Origin of the sequence: Cupriavidus sp. UGS-1 (assembly GCF_021213615.1) — a bacterium.
Lineage (GTDB): Bacteria > Pseudomonadota > Gammaproteobacteria > Burkholderiales > Burkholderiaceae > Cupriavidus.
Genome location: NZ_JAJQJF010000003.1, coordinates 235,696 through 252,164, shown reverse-complemented (window position 1 = coordinate 252,164; position 16,469 = coordinate 235,696). Strand labels below are relative to the sequence as shown.

Here is a 16,469-nt window from a genome sequence, read left to right as displayed (position 1 = left end):
CCGACGCGCATGACAGCATTGTCATGTCGCCGTCATGCTGTGGTGGCGGAGCGCTCCCTAGACTGTCTTCACCGGTCGCAACCGGCCAACCCTTTCGGAGAACGCTGACGATGAAGATGCTCAAGCACGCCCTGCTCACCACCACGCTGGCCCTGGCCGCACTGCCCGCCTTTGCGAGCGCGGGCAGCGCCGCCGATATCCGCGCACGCAACGTCTATCTGGATGGTGCCCATCAGGGCCGCGTCGATCCGTTCACCGACGGCGCGCGCGCGGGAACGCGCGATGTGTTTACCGACGGCGCCGCTACCGCGCCGTCGCCAGATGCGCGTTGACCTTGACGATCGGCGGATCGTGGATGCGCGTCGGGTCCCAGACGATCTCGTCGACCTTGCCCGGCTCGAACAGCATGCAGATCGTCGATCCGCCGTATTGGAAGCAGCCGAGTTCCTCGCCCTTGCTGACCCGCTGGCCCGGCACCACCTCGACCCTGCATGACGACACCTCGCCCATGCCGATGAACACGCAGGCGATCTGCCCGACGGCTGGGTCGTCGGCCTCGACGACGATCACCGCGCGGGCGGCCATCGCGCTGGTATAGCCCTGCGAATCGTTCAGGCCCTCGGGATCGGGGCCCTGCGCCTCGGCGCACGAGTAGTAGGTGCCGGCCAGGTTGTACGCCTTGACGATGGTGCCGCCGACGGGCGCGTGCCAGCGGTGATAGCTGTACGCGTTGAGGAAGGCCTGGTAGACCGTGCCGCCGACGAAGCGGCGCGCCAGGTCTTCCTCGTGCGCGCCCACCATGTCGCGCAGCGAGTACGGCTGGGACTTGACCCAGAAGTCGTCCACCAGCTTGACCTCGCGGCGCAGCGCGTACGGCTTTGCCTCGCATGGGCTGACGACGATCTTGCCGTCGTCGGCGCCTTCGACCGGTCTGACGCCGTCGCGGAAACGCCGCGTGAAGAAGTCATTCCAGGACAGGAAGCCCCAGTACGGCAGCTCGCGATGCGTAACGAATTGGGAGAGCCCGATCTTGGCGTCCGCCTCGGCACTGAACCAGCCATCGGGCGATCCGGTATTCAGGTGCGCCCGCGAGTGCGGCCCGCCGAGGAACGCCGACCACGCCGTCAGCACGCGCCGGATCTGCTTGTTGAACACCGGATGCCGGAACACCGCGTAGCCCGACGGCATGCACATCGGCCAGTCCAACACGGCATTGAGCGGGCACACCACCAGGCTGCTGTCGCTGAACGGCGGCGCGTACGACATCAGATAGTCGACCACCAGCATCAGCTCGTCGATGTCGCGATATCCGAGCGCGTAGCCCGCATCGGTCGCCTCGCCGATCGCTCGCGTCAGGCCCATCCGCAGCGTAGCGTCGTCGCGCAACAAGGTATGCAGCGCAGCTACCGCTTCTGAGCGGGGACCACTGCTGCTTGCGTGCTCGCTGGCCTGCCGGCAAAGCCGCAGCCTGAATTCGGCCACGGCGGACTCGTCGGCGGGAAGCCAGTTGCCGAGGCGCTTGCGCTCGCTGGCAGGGGAAGAAGGCGCGTTCCGTGATGGCATGGCGTCGCAACGCCGCGGTCGATTCATATTCCGCGGGCAAGGTCATGGTGATGCCGACCAGTATGCGCAGCCGGACCTGCGCGTGTCATCGGTGCGCGTCTGACATGGGCAGTGCCTCGTCGGCAGCGGCGCCGTCGCTAATAACTTCTTAAACCCGCATCGGCACGATTCGCACCGTGGGACGCCAGCCCTTGGCGGCCCCGGCAACAGCAAGGTGTCCCGTGCCGATTCCCATGCTTCCTCCCCGCTCCGCCACGACTGCACCCGCGGCGCCGGCTGGCTCGCCTGCGTCCGCCATCGACGGCCCATGCCTGTGCCTGCGGTGCCGGGCACTGGCGCTTGCGCGTGCCCGCGTGGAGCAGGCGCAGCCGATCGCCCGCCCTGCTGACCTCCCGATCCACCCTCGCCTTACCCATCCAGAATGAACCGAACCAGATCTCGTCGCCGCGCGACACCCATTCGCTATCCGGCCGCTGTGGCGGCCATTGCCTTGCTGGCCAGCCTGTGGACGCCACAGGGCTGGGCGCAGGTTGCCGATGCCGCCCTGCAGCCCGGCGAATCGCAGTGGGGCCTCGGGGTCGGCGCCGCGGCCCGGCGCAAGCCCTATCGCGATATCGGCACCGACTACAGCGTGATTCCGGTGCTGTCGTACGAGAACCGGTGGGTGCATGTGTTCGGCCTCACTGCGGACCTGAAGCTGCCTTCGCTGGGCCCGGTCTCGTTCCGGCTGCGCACGCGCTACGGCCTGAGCGACGGCTATGAGGCCTCGGACTCTGGAGCGCTGGAAGGCATGGCCGACCGCAACGCCAGGCTCTGGTTCGGCGGTGCGGCGATCTGGCACAACCCCATCGCCAATGTCTCGGCCGAATGGCTCGGCTCGGCCGATGGCAACCGGGCCACGCTGCAGGTCAGCCGCGGCTTCCAATATGGCAATTTCCGGCTGACGCCGCATGTCTCGGCGCAATGGCTCAGCAGCCAGAACGTCGACTACTACTACGGCGTCAGGGCGTCGGAGGCGCGCATCGGCCGGCCGCAATATCAGGGCGATTCAACCGTCAACTTCACCGCGGGCTTGCGCGTGGATTACCGCCTGGCGCGCCATCACGGGCTGTTCCTGGACGTCAGCGCCACGCGGCTGGGTTCGGGAATCAAGGACAGCCCGATCGTCGACCGCTCCAACACGACCACCGTGCAGGTTGGCTACCTGTACCGGTTCTGAGCCGCCGGGGAACGACACCGCAGCCGATGCCGATGGCGGCATCGGCTCGGCCGGCGTGAAGACGACCCGTACGCGAAAGCCCCGGCCGTCCAGGCCGGGGCCCGTCTCGATGCGCGCCCCGTGCGATTGCGCAATGGTGGCGACCAGCGACAGGCCGATGCCGCTGCCGCGGACCCGATTTCCGCTGGCGCGGTGAAAGCGCCGGAAGATCGCCTGCCGCTCGGCGGCCGGCACGCCCGGCCCGTCGTCGGCGACCTCCAGATAGACCGCACCGCCTGCGCCGCCATTCGCGGTCCCGCAGGCGACATGGATGCGGCCGCCCGGCGGCGTATACCGCAGCGCGTTGTCGACGAGATTGCGCAGCAGGATGCCGATCTCGTCGACATTGCAGGCGATCCACCCGCCCCCGGTCTCCACCGACAGCTGGCGCGCCTGCAGTTCGGCCTGCACCTCGAACTCGCTGGCGACATGCAGTACCAGATTGCCGAGGTCGGCGGGTTCGTGCGGCGCCTGGCCACAGGCATTGAGGCGGGCCAGATCGAGCAATTGTTCCGCCAGCCGCGTCGTCCGCTTGGCCGTGGCCAGCAGCTTTTCCAGCGCGGTGTCCTTCTCCTTCCCGCTGGGGGCGCGCATGGCGACCTCCACCTGAGCCTGCAGCGCGGACAACGGCGTGCGCAGTTCATGTGCCGCGTCTCCGATGAAACGCCGCTCGCTCTCCACCGCCTGATCGAGCTGCGCCAGCACGCGGTTGAACGACTGCACCAGCGGCTGCAATTCGGTCGGCAAGGACGTCGATGGGAGCGGTGTCAGGTCGAACGTCGTGCGATCGCGCACCAGCCGCTCCAGCACCGCGACCGGCTTCAGCGATCGGCGCATCGTGTGCCACAACAGCACGCCGACCAGCGCCAGCAGCACGCTGTTGGCAATCAGCGCGTGCATCGTGGCCTCGCGTACCTCGGCGTCGATGATGGCATGCGGAATCCCCACCTGTGCCTGCATGGTGCCGGTGCTATCGGAGATGGCATACACGCGCCAGCGTTCGCCGTCGATGACACGCGTGGCAAACCCGTCGACGAAGTCCGGCTTCAGCGCGGCCGCCGGCGAAGTGGCCTGGGCACGCGGCCGCGGGCTCTGCACGGTCAGCAGCTTGCGCTGCGACCAGATCTGGATCACCAGGTCGAACTCGGGGGATCCGTCGTCGTCGCGCACCTCGCGGCCCGGCCCGACCAGATTGAACGCCTTCTTGTTGGCCGGCAGCGCGCGGACGATGCGGGCGGCGAAAGCCTGCAGCTTGTCGTCCCAGATGCTGGAGCGGCTGTGCTGCAGATACACCATCAGCGCGGCCAGCGACACGACCCAGCACAGCACGATGACGCCGACCATCACCGCGAGCAGCCTGCCCTGCAGCGACTTCATGCGCCGGACTCCCCGATCATGTAGCCATGGCCGTGCACCGTGGTGATCAGGCCCTCGCCGAGCTTGCGGCGCAACTGATGGATGAACACCGCGATGGTATTGCTCTCGATCGCGCTGGCGTTGCCGTATACCACGCGCTCCAGGTGTTCCCGCGTGATGACGCGGCCCGGGCGCTCCAGCAGCGCCAGCAGTGTCCGGTACTCCTGGGCGCTCAGCGGAACGCGGGCCCCCGCCCGCGTGACCACCCGGCGGCTGCGATCGAGCTCGATTTCGCCCCAGCTGAACACGGGAACCACCCTGCCCTGACTGCGCCGGATCACCGCGCGCACCCGCGCCCACAGTTCGTCGACCTGGAATGGCTTGACCAGATAGTCGTCGGCGCCGGCATCCAGCCCTTCGATCCGCTCGCTCAGCTGGCCGCGCGCCGTCAGCATCAGCACCGGCGTGACGTCGTAGCCGGCCCGCATGGCCCGCAGCACCGTCAGGCCTGACTCGCCCGGCAGGCCGATATCGAGCAGCACCGCCGAATAGGCATGGTCGACCAGCGCGGCGCGGGCCGCGGCAGCGCAATCCGCATGGTCGATCCGCCAGGCGTTCTGCCGGGCGCCATCGCAGATGACCTCGGCCAGCATGGGATCGTCTTCGACCAGCAGCAAATCCATGGCGCTTGTCATTGGGAACGTATGGAGAGTCGGAATGGAGAGTTGGAATGGGGTCGCGGGCACGCGAGGATGCCAGCGCGACATTAAGCGTTGATTAAGACGTGGAAGAACGTTGCGTCGGGAGCAACATTCGTTCCGGCGGCGCGGGCCCTCAGATCAGCGGGAAGGCCTTGACCACATGCCGCAGCAGGCTGTCGGCCACCGGCGACAGCGGCCGGCCGGCACGGGTGATCACGTGGATGCGGCTGTTGTTGAGAATCGGGCTGGCGAGCGGCAGCGACACCAGCTGCTTGAACTGCGGCCCCTTCAGCGGCACCGAACGTGGCGTCAGGATATAGCCCAGGCCCATCGCCGCGAATTCCCACAGCACCTTGAACGAGTTGGTCACCAGCATCGGCTTGAGCGTGATGTGTTCTTCCAGTTCGGCAGCCTGCACGTGCTTGCGCACGCCGAACGATTCGGCCAGCGCGGCGCCCTGATGGGGTGCAAGGTCGGCGAGCGTCAGCGCACGGCGCCGGCGCGCGAGCGGATGGTCCTTGCGGACATGGGCGCGGATCGGCGAGACCCGCGAATAATGCGAGCGCAGCCTGACATCGTTCGGCGGCTGGAAGGCAAAGCCGATATGCGCGAGGTCTTCGAGGATATGCCGTACCGTTTCATCGGTGCCGGCCACCTGGATGCTGTAGGTCACGTCGGGATGCTTGCGCAGGAATCCTTGCAGCACGGGCTCGAGCACCAGGTCGACGAAGCCCTCGCCGAATACCAGTTCCACATGGCCTTGCTGCGCGTTCTTCAGATTGTTGATCTCGGCCAGGAAGGTATCGCTCAGATCCTGCTGGCGCCGCGCGAACAGCGCCAGCAGCCGTCCGGCATCGGTGGCCACGACGCCGCGCCCTCTGCGCTCCAGCAGCGTCACGCCCAGGTCCTGCTCCAGCCGGGCCACGGCCCGGCTCACCACCGACGGATCGACTTCCAGCACGTCGGCGGCGCCGCGCACCGTGCCCGTCTCGATGATCTGCAGCAGGCACAGCGCCCGCTTGCGGTCCAGCACATGCTCCATGACGTCTCTCCCCCGTGTTGTCCGCCGCCCCACTCCCATTCGGACGCGCGGGCACCGGTTTTTTTACTGTTGCCATTTATACAACGATTTACCGCCATCATTGTCATGGATGCGGGAAGGCCGCGGAAGCAGAATGGTGCGCACCATTCGAATCGCCTACCGCCATGAACGCCTCGAACCTGGATGCCCTGCGGCAGTCCATCGCCATGCTGTCGACCGAATTCGTCGCGATCCGCCGGCGCATCCACGCCCATCCCGAGCTGGCCTTCGAGGAACGCCAGACCAGCGAGCTCGTCGCCGAACGGCTCGCCGCATGGGGCTACCAGGTGCATCGTGGACTGGGAACCACCGGCGTCGTCGGACAATGGCCAAGGGACGCGGACAGCGGTCGCTCGGCATCCGCGCGGACATGGACGCACTGCCGATCCAGGAAAAGACCGGCCTGCCCTACGCCAGCACCGTCGCCGGCAAGATGCACGCGTGCGGCCATGATGGCCACACCGCCATCCTGCTATGCGCGGCCAGGTACCTGGCCGAGTCGGTCGACTTCAACGGCACGCTGAACCTGATCTTCCAGCCGGCGGAGGAGAACGAAGGCGGCGCGCTGCGCATGGTCGAGGAAGGGCTGTTCGACAGGTTCCCTTGCGATGAAATTTACGCGCTGCACAACTCGCCCGGCCTGCCGGTCGGGCAGATCGGCGTCATCACCGGGCCGGCCATGGCCTCGTTCGACCGCGCGACGGTGACGCTGCGCGGCCGCGGCGCGCACGGCGCAATGCCGCACCATGGCATCGACGCGATGCAGTGCGCCGCCAGCATCGTGCTCGGGCTGCAATCGATCGTCAGCCGGGAGATCGATGCGCTGAAGCCGGCCGTCATCACCGTCGGCTCCATCCAGGCCGGCAGCACCTACAACGTCGTGCCGGAAACCGCGACGATCAAGATCGGCGTGCGCACGCTGGACCCGAAGGTGCGCGACCTCGTCGAGGAACGCATCCGGAGGTTCGTGGCCGCGCAGGCGGACAGCTTCCGCCTGCAAAGCGAGGTGGTCTACGAGCGCAAGTATCCGGTGCTGGTCAACCATGCCGTCCAGACCGAGTTCGCACGTCAGGCGGCGATCCGCCTGGTCGGGGCCGACAACGTGGTCGAGCGGCCGCCGGTGATGGGCAGCGAGGACTTCGCCTACATGCTCGAGCACCGGCCCGGCGCCTATGTCCGGCTCGGCAACGGCCTGGGCGAAGACGGCGGCTGCATGGTCCACAACCCGCTGTACGACTTCAACGACAGGGCGCTGCCGGTTGGCGCCGCGTTCTGGGCCCACCTCGCGCAAAGCTACCTGGTTTGACCAACGTTCCCCGGGGGACATCGATGCCATCTCTGAATCGCCGCCGTTTCCTTCAATATGCCGGCTCTGTCGCCGGGACCTCTGCGCTGGGCGCGCTGCCCGCGTTCGCGGACAGCTTTCCGGTCAAGCCTCTCGCCCTGGTGGTGCCCTATCCGGCCGGCGGTGCCAGCGACACGTCGGCGCGCATCTTCGGAGAATCGATCGGCAAGACCGTCCGGCAGCAGGTCGTGGTCGAGAACTACGGCGGCGGTACCGGCCTGATCGGCGCGAACAAGGTGCTGAGCGCGCCCGCCGACGGCTACACCTTCTTCCACGGCTCGATCAACGAGGTCTTTCTGGCGCCGATGCTCAATCCGGCCGCCCGCTACAAGCCGCAGGACTTCATGCTGGCCGCGCCGATCAGCGACGCCGCGATCGTGCTGATGGTGCGCAGCGGCATTTCGGCCGAGACCTTCGACCGGTTTCTGGAACAGGCCAGACAGGGCAAGGACAAGCCGCTGACCTATGCCACCGTCGGCATCGATTCGATCTACCACCTGATGGGGGACGCGCTGGCGGCAAAACTCGGCACGACCTTCCTGCATGTGCCATACAAGGGTGGCGCGCCCGCGCTGCAGGGCCTCGCAGGCGGCGAGGTGGACTTCGCCATCCTGCCCTACCAGTCCAGTTTCGACAGCATGCAGCAGCAAGGGCGGCTGCGGATCCTGACCAGCTTCTCGAAGGCCCTGCCGCCGGCGCTCAAGCACATTCCGCTGATCACGCAGAGCCGGCTGGTGCCGGACTTCGAGTACACGATCAGCGGCGGCTATTTCGTCAAGACCGGCACGCCCGAGAGCCGCGTGGCGGTGCTGCGCAGGGCGATCGGCGAGGCGCTGGCCAAGCCGGACATCCGCGCCCGGCTCGAAGCGGAGGGCCGCACCGTCGCGCAGCCGATCGACAGCCAGGCGCAGGCGAATCAGGTCTTCGAGCGCTACCTGACGCGGGTCACGCAACTGGTGCGAAGCGTGGGGCGCAAGACCAACGGCGCGTAGGCCATGACAGCGGCCAGCAACAGGCATTCGTGCAGTGCGGCAGTCGAGCACGGGGGTCTCTGGTATCCGCGTGCCGCGCCCATTGACGCGTATGTCTGCAATGTTCTTCGTGCCTACCCGCATTGACATTTGGGATCGATGCGCACTCCCTTTCCAGGCGCCCATTCGCTTGTGCGGCAAGGCCTGGCCGGCATTGGCACACCGCTTGCCTTTTGCCACAAAACGTCATAGCTTTCGTCATGCCAATCGACCAAACAGTCCTTGTTCGTCGATCGGCGCGAGGGGTCGAGAATCAGCCTGACAAAGCGCGGATACTGAAATCGCGCAGCGGGCTGATTCGATAAATCGAACTGGGAGGAATCGATTTGTTCGGCGGCGTCGGCATTTGCTCGGCGCCGCCTCGGTGTTTCGTCGGCGGCCATCCCCACGGCTTGCCGAATCCGAATACGACCGGCTCTTGGGCGCCCCTCGATGATCCATTTGCCCCCACGTGTGCAAAGCCTGACGATCCGCATGCGGACGGTCGCGCTGTTCGCGGCCTTGATGCTGGTGGTCTTCGTCTTGGTGACCTGGGCAGTCTCGTACCAGATGGTCAGCCATTCGCGGCAGGACCGCCAGCAGGTGCAGGCGGTCTATGTGGCCAGCAAGGAAAAGGAGCTGCGCCACTACGTCGAACTCGGGCATGCCACGCTCGTGCGCATCGCCCACGGCAGCGGCGAGGAGGCGGACCTGCAGCAGCAGGCGCTGGCCGCGCTGTCCCGCATGCACTTCGGCAACGACGGCTACTTCTTCGTCTACGACCGGCTCGGCAATGTGCTGCTGAACCCGGGCAGCATGGGGATCGACGGCGTCGATTTCTGCGATCCGGCCGATACCGGCAGCGACCAGGCGATGATGCTGATCAACAAGGCGCGCGCCGGCGGCGGTATTGTTCGATACAACTGGATCAAGCCTTCGTCGCGTACCGAAGCGCCCAAGATGTCCTATGTCCGCGCCGCCGACCAATGGGGCTGGATCCTCGGCGCCGGCCTCTATATGGACGACATCGAGCGCGAACTCGCTGCTTTCGACGCCAATGCGGCCCGCACGCTGCGCGATACGCAGATCCGGATCAGCGCGTTCGCGCTCGGCTCGATCATGCTGATCAGCCTGGGCGGTCTCGCGCTGAATCTGCACAACTCGCGGATCTCCGGCGAGAAGCTGCGCCGGCTGGCTCGGCGCGTGGTCAGCTCGCAGGAGGAGGAACGCGCCCGCGTCGCGCGCGAGCTGCACGACGGCGTGGTGCAGGTGCTGGTGTCCTCCAAGTACCTGCTGGAGACCGCCCAGGTCCATCTCGAGCAGGAACAGGAACAAGGGCAAGGACAAGACCAGAAACAGGTCGCGCCGCCGGCACGCCGCCACGCCCCGCACGAACTGCTGGCGCAGGGGTTGGGCCGCCTGCAGGAGGCGCTGGTCGAGATCCGGCGCGTCTCGCACGGCCTGCATCCGGCCCTGCTGAGCGACCTGGGTCTGGCCGCCGCGCTGCGCATGCTGGTCGAACAGTTGCGGCCACAGTGCCCGGTCGATCTGCGCTTCGCCGAACACGGTGCGATACCGGCGCTGTCCGAGGCGCAGGCCACGGCGCTGTTCCGCGTCGCACAGGAGGCGCTGAACAACGCCCTGTCCCACGCCCATGCCGGCTGGGTCCAGATCGCGCTGAGCGGTACCGACCGCCATGTCGAGCTGACGATCGAGGACAACGGCCGGGGCTTCGATCTGAAGAAGGTGCGCGCCGACCGCCAGGGCGGCATCGGCCTGCGCAATATGCGCGAGCGCATCGAAAGCCTGGAGGGCAGCGACTTCGCGATCCATACCGGAGCGGACGGCACACGTGTCGAGGTACGCCTGGCGCTGCGCCCGCCCGAGCCCGCCGTTCCGCCCGCCGTTCAGGCCGATACCCCGCCCGCTATCCAGCCCGCCGTCCCCCTGCAAGGAGCCCTGCTGCATGACCTCGAACCTGCGTGTGCTGCTCGTCGATGACCATCCGTTCGTGCTGGACGGCGTCCGCCTGCGTCTGGAGGCCACCGGCGAAATGACGGTGGTCGGCGAGGCGTCCAACGTCGAGGATGCCATCGCGGTGGCCGAGCAGCGTCGTCCCGACCTGGTTGTATCGGACATTCACATGCCCGACGCCAACGGCCTGCAGCTCGCCACGCGGTTTGCCGAGCGGTTTCCGTCGATACGGGTCGTCGCGCTGTCGATGCACAAGGACCCCGAGTACGTGCGCCGCGCCTTCGCGCTCGGCATCGCGGCCTATGTCCTGAAGGAAGCGCCGGCACACGAGCTGGTGACCGCGATCCGCACGGTCGCCGCGGGCGGCACCTATCTCAATACCGAACTGCAGGCGTACCTGCGGACCGACGAGCCGCCGCCGTCATCGCGGCGGACGCTGACGCCCAAGGAAGCCACGGTGCTGAAGCTGGTGGCCGAGGGCTACTCCAACAAGGAAATCGCCGAGCGGCTCGGCACCTCGGTGCGGACGGTTGAGACGCATCGCCTACATGTCCGTCGCAAGCTGCAGGTCGGCGGGCGCGCGGAGCTCGTCAAGTACGCGGTTCACTTCTCCGATCTGCATGCCGTCGGATTGGCCGACGAGGCATTGGCGACGGACTGCTGAGGCTTTTCTCCTTCCTGGGGCACCATCCCCGCGATGGTGCCGCCGCACGGTGCGAGCGCACTGTCGCGGCGCAACGCGCAGGCGCGCCTCGCTTGCGCATTGCCCTTCTGCGTGCCTTCACATCGCGCTCTCGGTATTACTGCGTAGGGGAAAGTCGTCCTGATGCTTGGACCGTAGTTTGCGTAGACTTTTTTCGGACAGGCGCCATGCGTTCAAATGTTCGAATGGTCGAATATTCAAATACGCAATGCGCCGATGCGCCGATCGTTGGACCGAGATCGTTGGACCAAAACGGGAGAGCACCATGGACGAGCTGAAGCAAACGCAGAGACCGGCAGTCGCGACGCAATGGCAGGCGGAGGACCTGGTGACGTGGACACCGAAGCGGCGCGAATTTCTTCGGATGCTGGCCTATGGCGCCGGCTCGCTGGCGCTGGGGCCGCTGATCAGCGCCTGCTCGAACGATGCATCGGCGCAGGCATCGGACCTGCGCTCGCAGCTGACGCAGGACGAAGCCTTCTGGGCACAGGTTCAGGGCATGTTCGTGCTCAAGCCCGAGAAGGTCTACATGAACATCGGCACCGGCGGCTCGATGCCGCAGGTCGTGCTCGATACCTTCGAGCAGGAGAACTTCGCCAAGGCGGCCGATTCCTCCAGCGGCTACGGCAACCTCGCCGACCTGCGCGAGGCGGTGGCCAAGGGCTTCGGCGTCGATCGCGACGAGCTCGCCTTCTCGGCCAACACCTCGTCGGGCATGTGCCATGCGATTCTCGGCATCAAGTGGGAGCCGGGCGATGTGGTGGTGACCACCAACCACGAGCACGGCGGCGGCCTGACGCCGCTCAATATCGCGGTCGACCGCTATGGCATCGAGGTGTCGATGATCCAGCTGCCGACCGGCAACCGCCAGAGCGCCAGCACCTATGTGCAGCTGTTCGACGAACGGATCCGTGCCCTGAAGGGCCAGGGCAAGCGGGTGCGCGCGATGATGTGGTCGTCGCCGACCTACAAGACCGGCACCATGCTGCCGATCGCCGACCTGATGGAGGTGGTCAAGGCGCACGGGCTGATCAGCATCGTCGACGGCGCGCACCTGCCCGGCATGATGGCGTACGACTACGGCGCCCTCGGCATGGATTTCATGTCCGGCGCCGGCCACAAGTGGCAGTGCGGCCCCGGCTCGACCGGCATCCTGGTCATCCGCAACAAGATGCGCGCATCGAACCCGCTGCCGCTGCCCGACTGGTTCCCGATCCATACCAGTTCCTACGCCAGGCAGCAGCCGCGCGGCGCCTACGATATCGCCGCCACGGTGACCTCCTGCGGCAGCCTGCATGTGCCGATGTTCCGTGCGCTGGCACGGGCCTGCGAAATGTGGGATTCGATCGGCAGGAAAAAGATCGAGACCTACGATCTGACGCTGTCGGCCTATCTGAAGGAAAAGATCGTCGAGCGCTGGGGTATCGATTCGCTGTACTCGCCGAAGGACGATCCGAAGCTGGTGTCGGCGCTGACCTGCTTCAACCCGTTCCGCAATCGCGACGATGCGATGAACCAGCAGAAGGCCACGACGTTCGTCAACCGGATGCTGAGCGACTTCTCGCCGGGCTTCGTGATCCGCTCGGTCAATTTCGAAGTCATCGGCGCGCCCGCGCAGCACTACGGCATTCGCATCTCGACGCATCTGTGGCACGACGCGAACGACATCGACCGGCTGGTGGACTCGATGTGGAATCTGTCCGGCGCCATGGCATAACCGACCTCCCTCCTTTCCAACAAGAGTCAGCCCATGAAACGATCGATCGCTTTGATTGCCGCCGCGCTTTGCGGCGTGGCATCGCTGTCCGCCTGCGCCCAGCAAGGCGGCGCATTGCGCGCCGTCTCGTCGCCCGATGCGCCCAAGGCCATCGGGCCCTATTCGCAGGCGGTCCGCGCCGGCAATGTGCTGTACCTGGCCGGGCAGATCCCGATTCATCCGAAGACCGGAGAATTGATGAAGGACGCGCCGATCGAGGCGCAGACCCGGCTGGTGCTCGACAACCTGAAGGCAGTGCTGGCGGCCGACGGAATGACGATGGCCAACGTCGTCTCGACCACGGTCTATATGAAGGACCTGAACGACTTCGCCAAGATGAACGAGGTCTACGGGACCTACTTCACCGGCGTCACGCCGGCGCGCGCGACGGTGCAGGTGGCCCGGCTGCCGCGCGATGTGGCGGTGGAGATCGGCGCGATCGCGGTCAAGCCCTGAGCGGGTCCCGTCCGTGGTATTGAAAGCGGGGCACGGCACCAGCCGGCCCCGCTTTCCGCGTTGCCGCGATCCGTTTCCATCCCGCCACCGGATCGCGTCGATCACGAGCGTCAACGCCTTCGACGCATTGCGGCGGTTCGGATAGTAGGCGAACAGCCCCGGAAACCTGGGGCAATGGGCCGCCATCACGCTGCGCAGGCGCCCGTCGCGCAGATAGGGTTCGGCAAGGTTGTGCCGCAGCAGGTCTTCGGCCGAGGTCGGCAGGCCGTGCGCTTCGAAGTAGTCCGGCGAGCCGACGCATCAGTGCTTGCCGATTGCGCACGATGCGGGAAACGCCATATGCGAATATCATTGCGCCGGAGCGCAATCCGGGCGCATGCCGTCGCTGCCCGGGCTCCGACAATCATTCCTCGAACCCTACCCCACCGACCTCTATTCCGCCATGGCACGCCTCCAACTCAATGGCCAGATCAAGGAAATCGACGTTCCGGGCGACACCCCGCTGCTATGGGTATTGCGCGACGAGCTCGGCATGACCGGCACCAAATTCGGCTGCGGCATGGCACTGTGCGGCGCCTGCACGGTGCATATGGACGGCTCGCCGATTCGCGCCTGCATTACCGCGGTCTCCGCCGCGGACGGGCACGCTATCACAACGATCGAAGGCGTGGAAGCCGATCGCGTCGGCCGCGCCGTGCAGAAGGCCTGGGTAGAGAACAATGTAGCTCAGTGCGGCTATTGCCAGGCCGGCCAGATCATGTCGGCGGTCAGCCTGCTGAAGACGACGCCCGCGCCGAACGAACGCCAGATCGACGAAGCGATGAGCGGCAACATCTGCCGCTGCGGCACCTATCCACGGATCCGCGCGGCGATCAAGCAGGCGGCCGGCGAACTGGCCAAGGGAGGCAAGTGATGCGCGCGAACGAGCGGACCATGACCTCGACGATGACCTCGACCGTGACCCCGAACCTTTCGCGCCGCGGCTTCCTGCAAGGGACCGCGCTCGGCACGCTGTCGCTGGTCGTCGGCGCCAATGGCGTCATCGGCCTGGCCCGCGCCGACGACGACGCGCCAAAGAAATATGGCGCGGACTCGATGCCGGGCGGCACGGTGTCCGATCCGCTGGTATTCGTCTCGATCGCCGCCGATGGCACGGTGACCATCGTCGCGCATCGCGCCGAGATGGGCACCGGCGTGCGGACCAGCCTGCCGATGGTGGTCGCCGACGAGATGGAGGCGAACTGGGACCGCGTGAAGATCGTCCAGGCCGAGGCCAACGAGACGCGCTACGGCAACCAGAACGTCGACGGTTCGCGCAGCGTGCGGCATTTCCTGATGCCGATGCGGCGTGTCGGTGCGGCGGCGCGGCAGATGCTGGAGGCCGCCGCCGCGGCGCGCTGGTCGGTGCCGGTCGGCGAGGTCCGCGCGCAACGGCATGAGGTGGTCCACCTGCCGACGGGCCGGCGCCTGCCCTATGGCGAGCTCGCTGCCGGCGCCGCGAAGCAGCCGGTCCCCGCGCAAGGCACGCTCAAGCTGAAGACCCCCGACCAGTTCCGCTACATCGGCAAGGACCGCGTGCGCATGGTCGATCTGGAAGCGATCGGCAAGGGCCAGGCCACCTATGGCATGGACGTGCGCCTGCCCGGTATGGTCTACGCCGTGGTCGCCCGGCCGCCGGTGGTCGGCGGCAAGGCGCGCGCGGTTCGTGCCGACAAGGCGCTGGCCGTACCGGGCGTGCTTAAGGTCGTGGAGATTCCGCCGTTCAGCGGCGCGCCCGCGTTTCAGCCGCTCGGCGGCGTCGCCGTGGTCGCGCGCAATACCTGGGCCGCGATGCAGGGCCGGGCCGCGCTCGAGATCGAGTGGGACGACGGCCCCAATGCCGGTTACGACTCGGTCGCCTATCGCCGCACGCTGGAGGCCGCGGCGCGGCAACCCGGCAAGGTGGTGCGCAACCAGGGCGATGCGCCGGCCGCCTGGAACAAGAGCGCCGAGACCGAGCGCTACGCGGCCGAGTACTACGTGCCTCACCTGGCCCATGCTTCGATGGAACCGCCGGTGGCGACGGTGCGCGTCAGCGGCAAGACCGCCGAGGTATGGACGTCGGTCCAGAATCCAGTCGCCGCCCAGACCGGCGTCGCCAAGCGGCTCAAGCTCGAGCCCAAGGACGTGCGCGTCAACGTGGTGCTGCTGGGCGGCGGCTTCGGCCGCAAGTCCAAGCCCGACTTCGTCGACGAGGCCGCGGTCGTGGCCCAGGCCATGCCCGGCACGCCGGTCAAGCTGGTATGGACACGCGAGGACGACATCCATCACGACTACCTGCACACCGTGTCGGTGGAGCGGCTCGAGGCGGTGGTCGGCAAGGACGGGCGCCCGCAGACCTGGCTGCACCGCAGCGCCGCGCCGACCATCGGCTCGCTGTTTACGGCGGGGGCCAAGGGCCAGCAGCCGTTCGAGCTGGGGATGTCGGCCATCAACATGCCGTACCGGATTCCGAACGTCCGCGTCGAGACCGCCGAAGTCGAGGCCCACGCGCGCATCGGCTGGTTCCGCTCGGTGTCCAATATCCCGCACGCATTTGCGGCGCAGTGCTTCATCGCCGAGCTCGCCCATCGCGCCGGCAAGGATCACAAGCAGTTCGCGCTGGACCTGATCGGCCCGGCGCGCAAGATCGATCCGCGCACGATGGCGGACAGCTGGAACTACACCGAATCGCCGGAGCGCTATCCCTATGACACGGGCAGGCTGCGCGACGTGATCGAGGCCGCCACGCGCGGCGCGCGCTGGGGCCGCAAGCTGCCGCGCGGGCATGGCCTGGGCCTGGCCTTCTGCTACAGCTTCATGAGCTATACGGCCGCGGTGATCGAGGTCGCCGTCAATGACAAGGGCGAGGTGCAGGTCGTCGCCGTCGACATGGCGATGGACTGCGGCCCGCAGATCAACCCGGAACGGATCCGCTCGCAGCTCGAAGGCGGCGCGATCATGGGGCTGAGCCTCGCGCTGTCCAGCGAGATCAGCTTCGAGAAGGGACGCGTCAAGCAGAGCAATTTCCACGACTACGAGGTGCTGCGCCACCACGCCTCGCCGCGGGTGATGCGCACCCATCTGGTCAACGGCAGCCACGACGTGCCGCCGGGCGGCGTCGGCGAGCCGCCGGTGCCGCCGGTCGCACCGGCGCTGTGCAACGCGATCTTTGCCGCCACCGGCAAGCGGATCCGTTCGCTGCCTGTGCGCACGGTCGCCTAGCACCGGGCGCTTGCCGCCTGACC

General features: G+C 67.1%; 12 protein-coding genes and 2 pseudogenes. 10 read left to right on the top strand and 4 right to left on the bottom strand.

Annotation, left to right across the window (positions count from 1 at the left end; genetic code table 11):
* Positions 1-110 precede the first annotated feature (110 nt).
* Positions 111-332: a hypothetical protein gene (locus tag LRR16_RS06010; protein ID WP_174780218.1), complete on the top strand. Its 222-nt coding sequence runs from the start codon at positions 111-113 to the stop codon at positions 330-332.
* Here LRR16_RS06010 and LRR16_RS06005 read toward each other — a convergent pair.
* Positions 304-1,563 carry a phosphatidylserine decarboxylase family protein gene (locus LRR16_RS06005; RefSeq protein ID WP_232205162.1) on the bottom strand — a complete coding sequence of 420 codons (1,260 nt, stop codon included), beginning with the start codon at positions 1,561-1,563 and terminating at the stop codon, positions 304-306. The genes LRR16_RS06010 and LRR16_RS06005 overlap by 29 nt on opposite strands.
* Before the next feature lie 421 nt (positions 1,564-1,984).
* On the opposite strand from LRR16_RS06005, the gene LRR16_RS06000 reads away from it, so the two are divergent.
* Entirely contained in the window at positions 1,985-2,782 is a 798-nt protein-coding gene (locus tag LRR16_RS06000; protein WP_232205161.1) for a MipA/OmpV family protein, read from the top strand.
* A 69-nt stretch (positions 2,783-2,851) separates the two neighbouring features.
* Here LRR16_RS06000 and LRR16_RS24490 read toward each other — a convergent pair.
* The 3 genes and pseudogenes from LRR16_RS24490 to LRR16_RS05985 all read right to left on the bottom strand — a co-directional run.
* Positions 2,852-3,658 (bottom strand): annotated as a pseudogene (locus LRR16_RS24490) (sensor histidine kinase); the annotation flags it as partial.
* Between the two features lie 536 nt (positions 3,659-4,194).
* Positions 4,195-4,860 carry a response regulator transcription factor gene (locus tag LRR16_RS05990; protein WP_232205160.1) on the bottom strand — a complete coding sequence of 222 codons (666 nt, stop codon included), beginning with the start codon at positions 4,858-4,860 and terminating at the stop codon, positions 4,195-4,197.
* Positions 4,861-5,011: 151 nt separating this feature from the next.
* Entirely contained in the window at positions 5,012-5,920 is a 909-nt protein-coding gene (locus LRR16_RS05985) for a LysR family transcriptional regulator (protein ID WP_023264301.1), read from the bottom strand.
* A gap of 164 nt (positions 5,921-6,084) precedes the next feature.
* Here LRR16_RS05985 and LRR16_RS05980 point away from each other — a divergent pair.
* The 8 genes and pseudogenes from LRR16_RS05980 (at position 6,085) to LRR16_RS05945 (ending at position 16,446) form a co-directional block, all read left to right on the top strand.
* Positions 6,085-7,265, top strand: a pseudogene (locus LRR16_RS05980) (M20 aminoacylase family protein).
* A 23-nt stretch (positions 7,266-7,288) separates the two neighbouring features.
* Complete coding sequence (locus tag LRR16_RS05975) at positions 7,289-8,296, top strand: tripartite tricarboxylate transporter substrate binding protein (protein WP_232205159.1); 1,008 nt, start codon at positions 7,289-7,291, stop codon at positions 8,294-8,296.
* Between the two features lie 471 nt (positions 8,297-8,767).
* Positions 8,768-10,315: a cache domain-containing protein gene (locus tag LRR16_RS05970; protein ID WP_232205158.1), complete on the top strand. Its 1,548-nt coding sequence runs from the start codon at positions 8,768-8,770 to the stop codon at positions 10,313-10,315.
* The gene (locus LRR16_RS05965; RefSeq protein ID WP_053823934.1) at positions 10,281-10,952 is read left to right on the top strand and encodes a response regulator transcription factor; all 672 of its coding nucleotides are present in this window, start codon (positions 10,281-10,283) and stop codon (positions 10,950-10,952) included. Before LRR16_RS05970 ends, LRR16_RS05965 begins: the two co-directional genes overlap by 35 nt.
* Positions 10,953-11,256: 304 nt before the next feature.
* A complete protein-coding gene (locus LRR16_RS05960) occupies positions 11,257-12,708 on the top strand; it encodes an aminotransferase class V-fold PLP-dependent enzyme (protein ID WP_232205157.1) in 1,452 nt (483 codons plus the stop codon).
* A 33-nt stretch (positions 12,709-12,741) separates the two neighbouring features.
* Positions 12,742-13,203 carry a RidA family protein gene (locus tag LRR16_RS05955; protein WP_232205156.1) on the top strand — a complete coding sequence of 154 codons (462 nt, stop codon included), beginning with the start codon at positions 12,742-12,744 and terminating at the stop codon, positions 13,201-13,203.
* A gap of 442 nt (positions 13,204-13,645) precedes the next feature.
* Entirely contained in the window at positions 13,646-14,116 is a 471-nt protein-coding gene (locus tag LRR16_RS05950) for a (2Fe-2S)-binding protein (RefSeq protein ID WP_232205281.1), read from the top strand.
* 20 nt (positions 14,117-14,136) lie between these two features.
* Positions 14,137-16,446, top strand: a complete 2,310-nt coding sequence (locus LRR16_RS05945; RefSeq protein ID WP_232205155.1) for a xanthine dehydrogenase family protein molybdopterin-binding subunit — start codon at positions 14,137-14,139, stop codon at positions 16,444-16,446.
* Positions 16,447-16,469 lie beyond the last annotated feature (23 nt).

Excerpts from the sequence above, each read along its gene's own strand:
- LRR16_RS06010 (WP_174780218.1), top strand. The coding sequence starts at position 111 with ATGAAGATGCTCAAGCACGCCCTGCTCACCACCACGCTGGCCCTGGCC.
- LRR16_RS06005 (WP_232205162.1), bottom strand. The coding sequence starts at position 1,563 with ATGCCATCACGGAACGCGCCTTCTTCCCCTGCCAGCGAGCGCAAGCGC.
- LRR16_RS06000 (WP_232205161.1), top strand. The coding sequence starts at position 1,985 with ATGAACCGAACCAGATCTCGTCGCCGCGCGACACCCATTCGCTATCCG.
- LRR16_RS05990 (WP_232205160.1), bottom strand. The coding sequence starts at position 4,860 with ATGGATTTGCTGCTGGTCGAAGACGATCCCATGCTGGCCGAGGTCATC.
- LRR16_RS05985 (WP_023264301.1), bottom strand. The coding sequence starts at position 5,920 with ATGGAGCATGTGCTGGACCGCAAGCGGGCGCTGTGCCTGCTGCAGATC.
- LRR16_RS05975 (WP_232205159.1), top strand. The coding sequence starts at position 7,289 with ATGCCATCTCTGAATCGCCGCCGTTTCCTTCAATATGCCGGCTCTGTC.
- LRR16_RS05970 (WP_232205158.1), top strand. The coding sequence starts at position 8,768 with ATGATCCATTTGCCCCCACGTGTGCAAAGCCTGACGATCCGCATGCGG.
- LRR16_RS05965 (WP_053823934.1), top strand. The coding sequence starts at position 10,281 with ATGACCTCGAACCTGCGTGTGCTGCTCGTCGATGACCATCCGTTCGTG.
- LRR16_RS05960 (WP_232205157.1), top strand. The coding sequence starts at position 11,257 with ATGGACGAGCTGAAGCAAACGCAGAGACCGGCAGTCGCGACGCAATGG.
- LRR16_RS05955 (WP_232205156.1), top strand. The coding sequence starts at position 12,742 with ATGAAACGATCGATCGCTTTGATTGCCGCCGCGCTTTGCGGCGTGGCA.
- LRR16_RS05950 (WP_232205281.1), top strand. The coding sequence starts at position 13,646 with ATGGCACGCCTCCAACTCAATGGCCAGATCAAGGAAATCGACGTTCCG.
- LRR16_RS05945 (WP_232205155.1), top strand. The coding sequence starts at position 14,137 with ATGACCTCGACGATGACCTCGACCGTGACCCCGAACCTTTCGCGCCGC.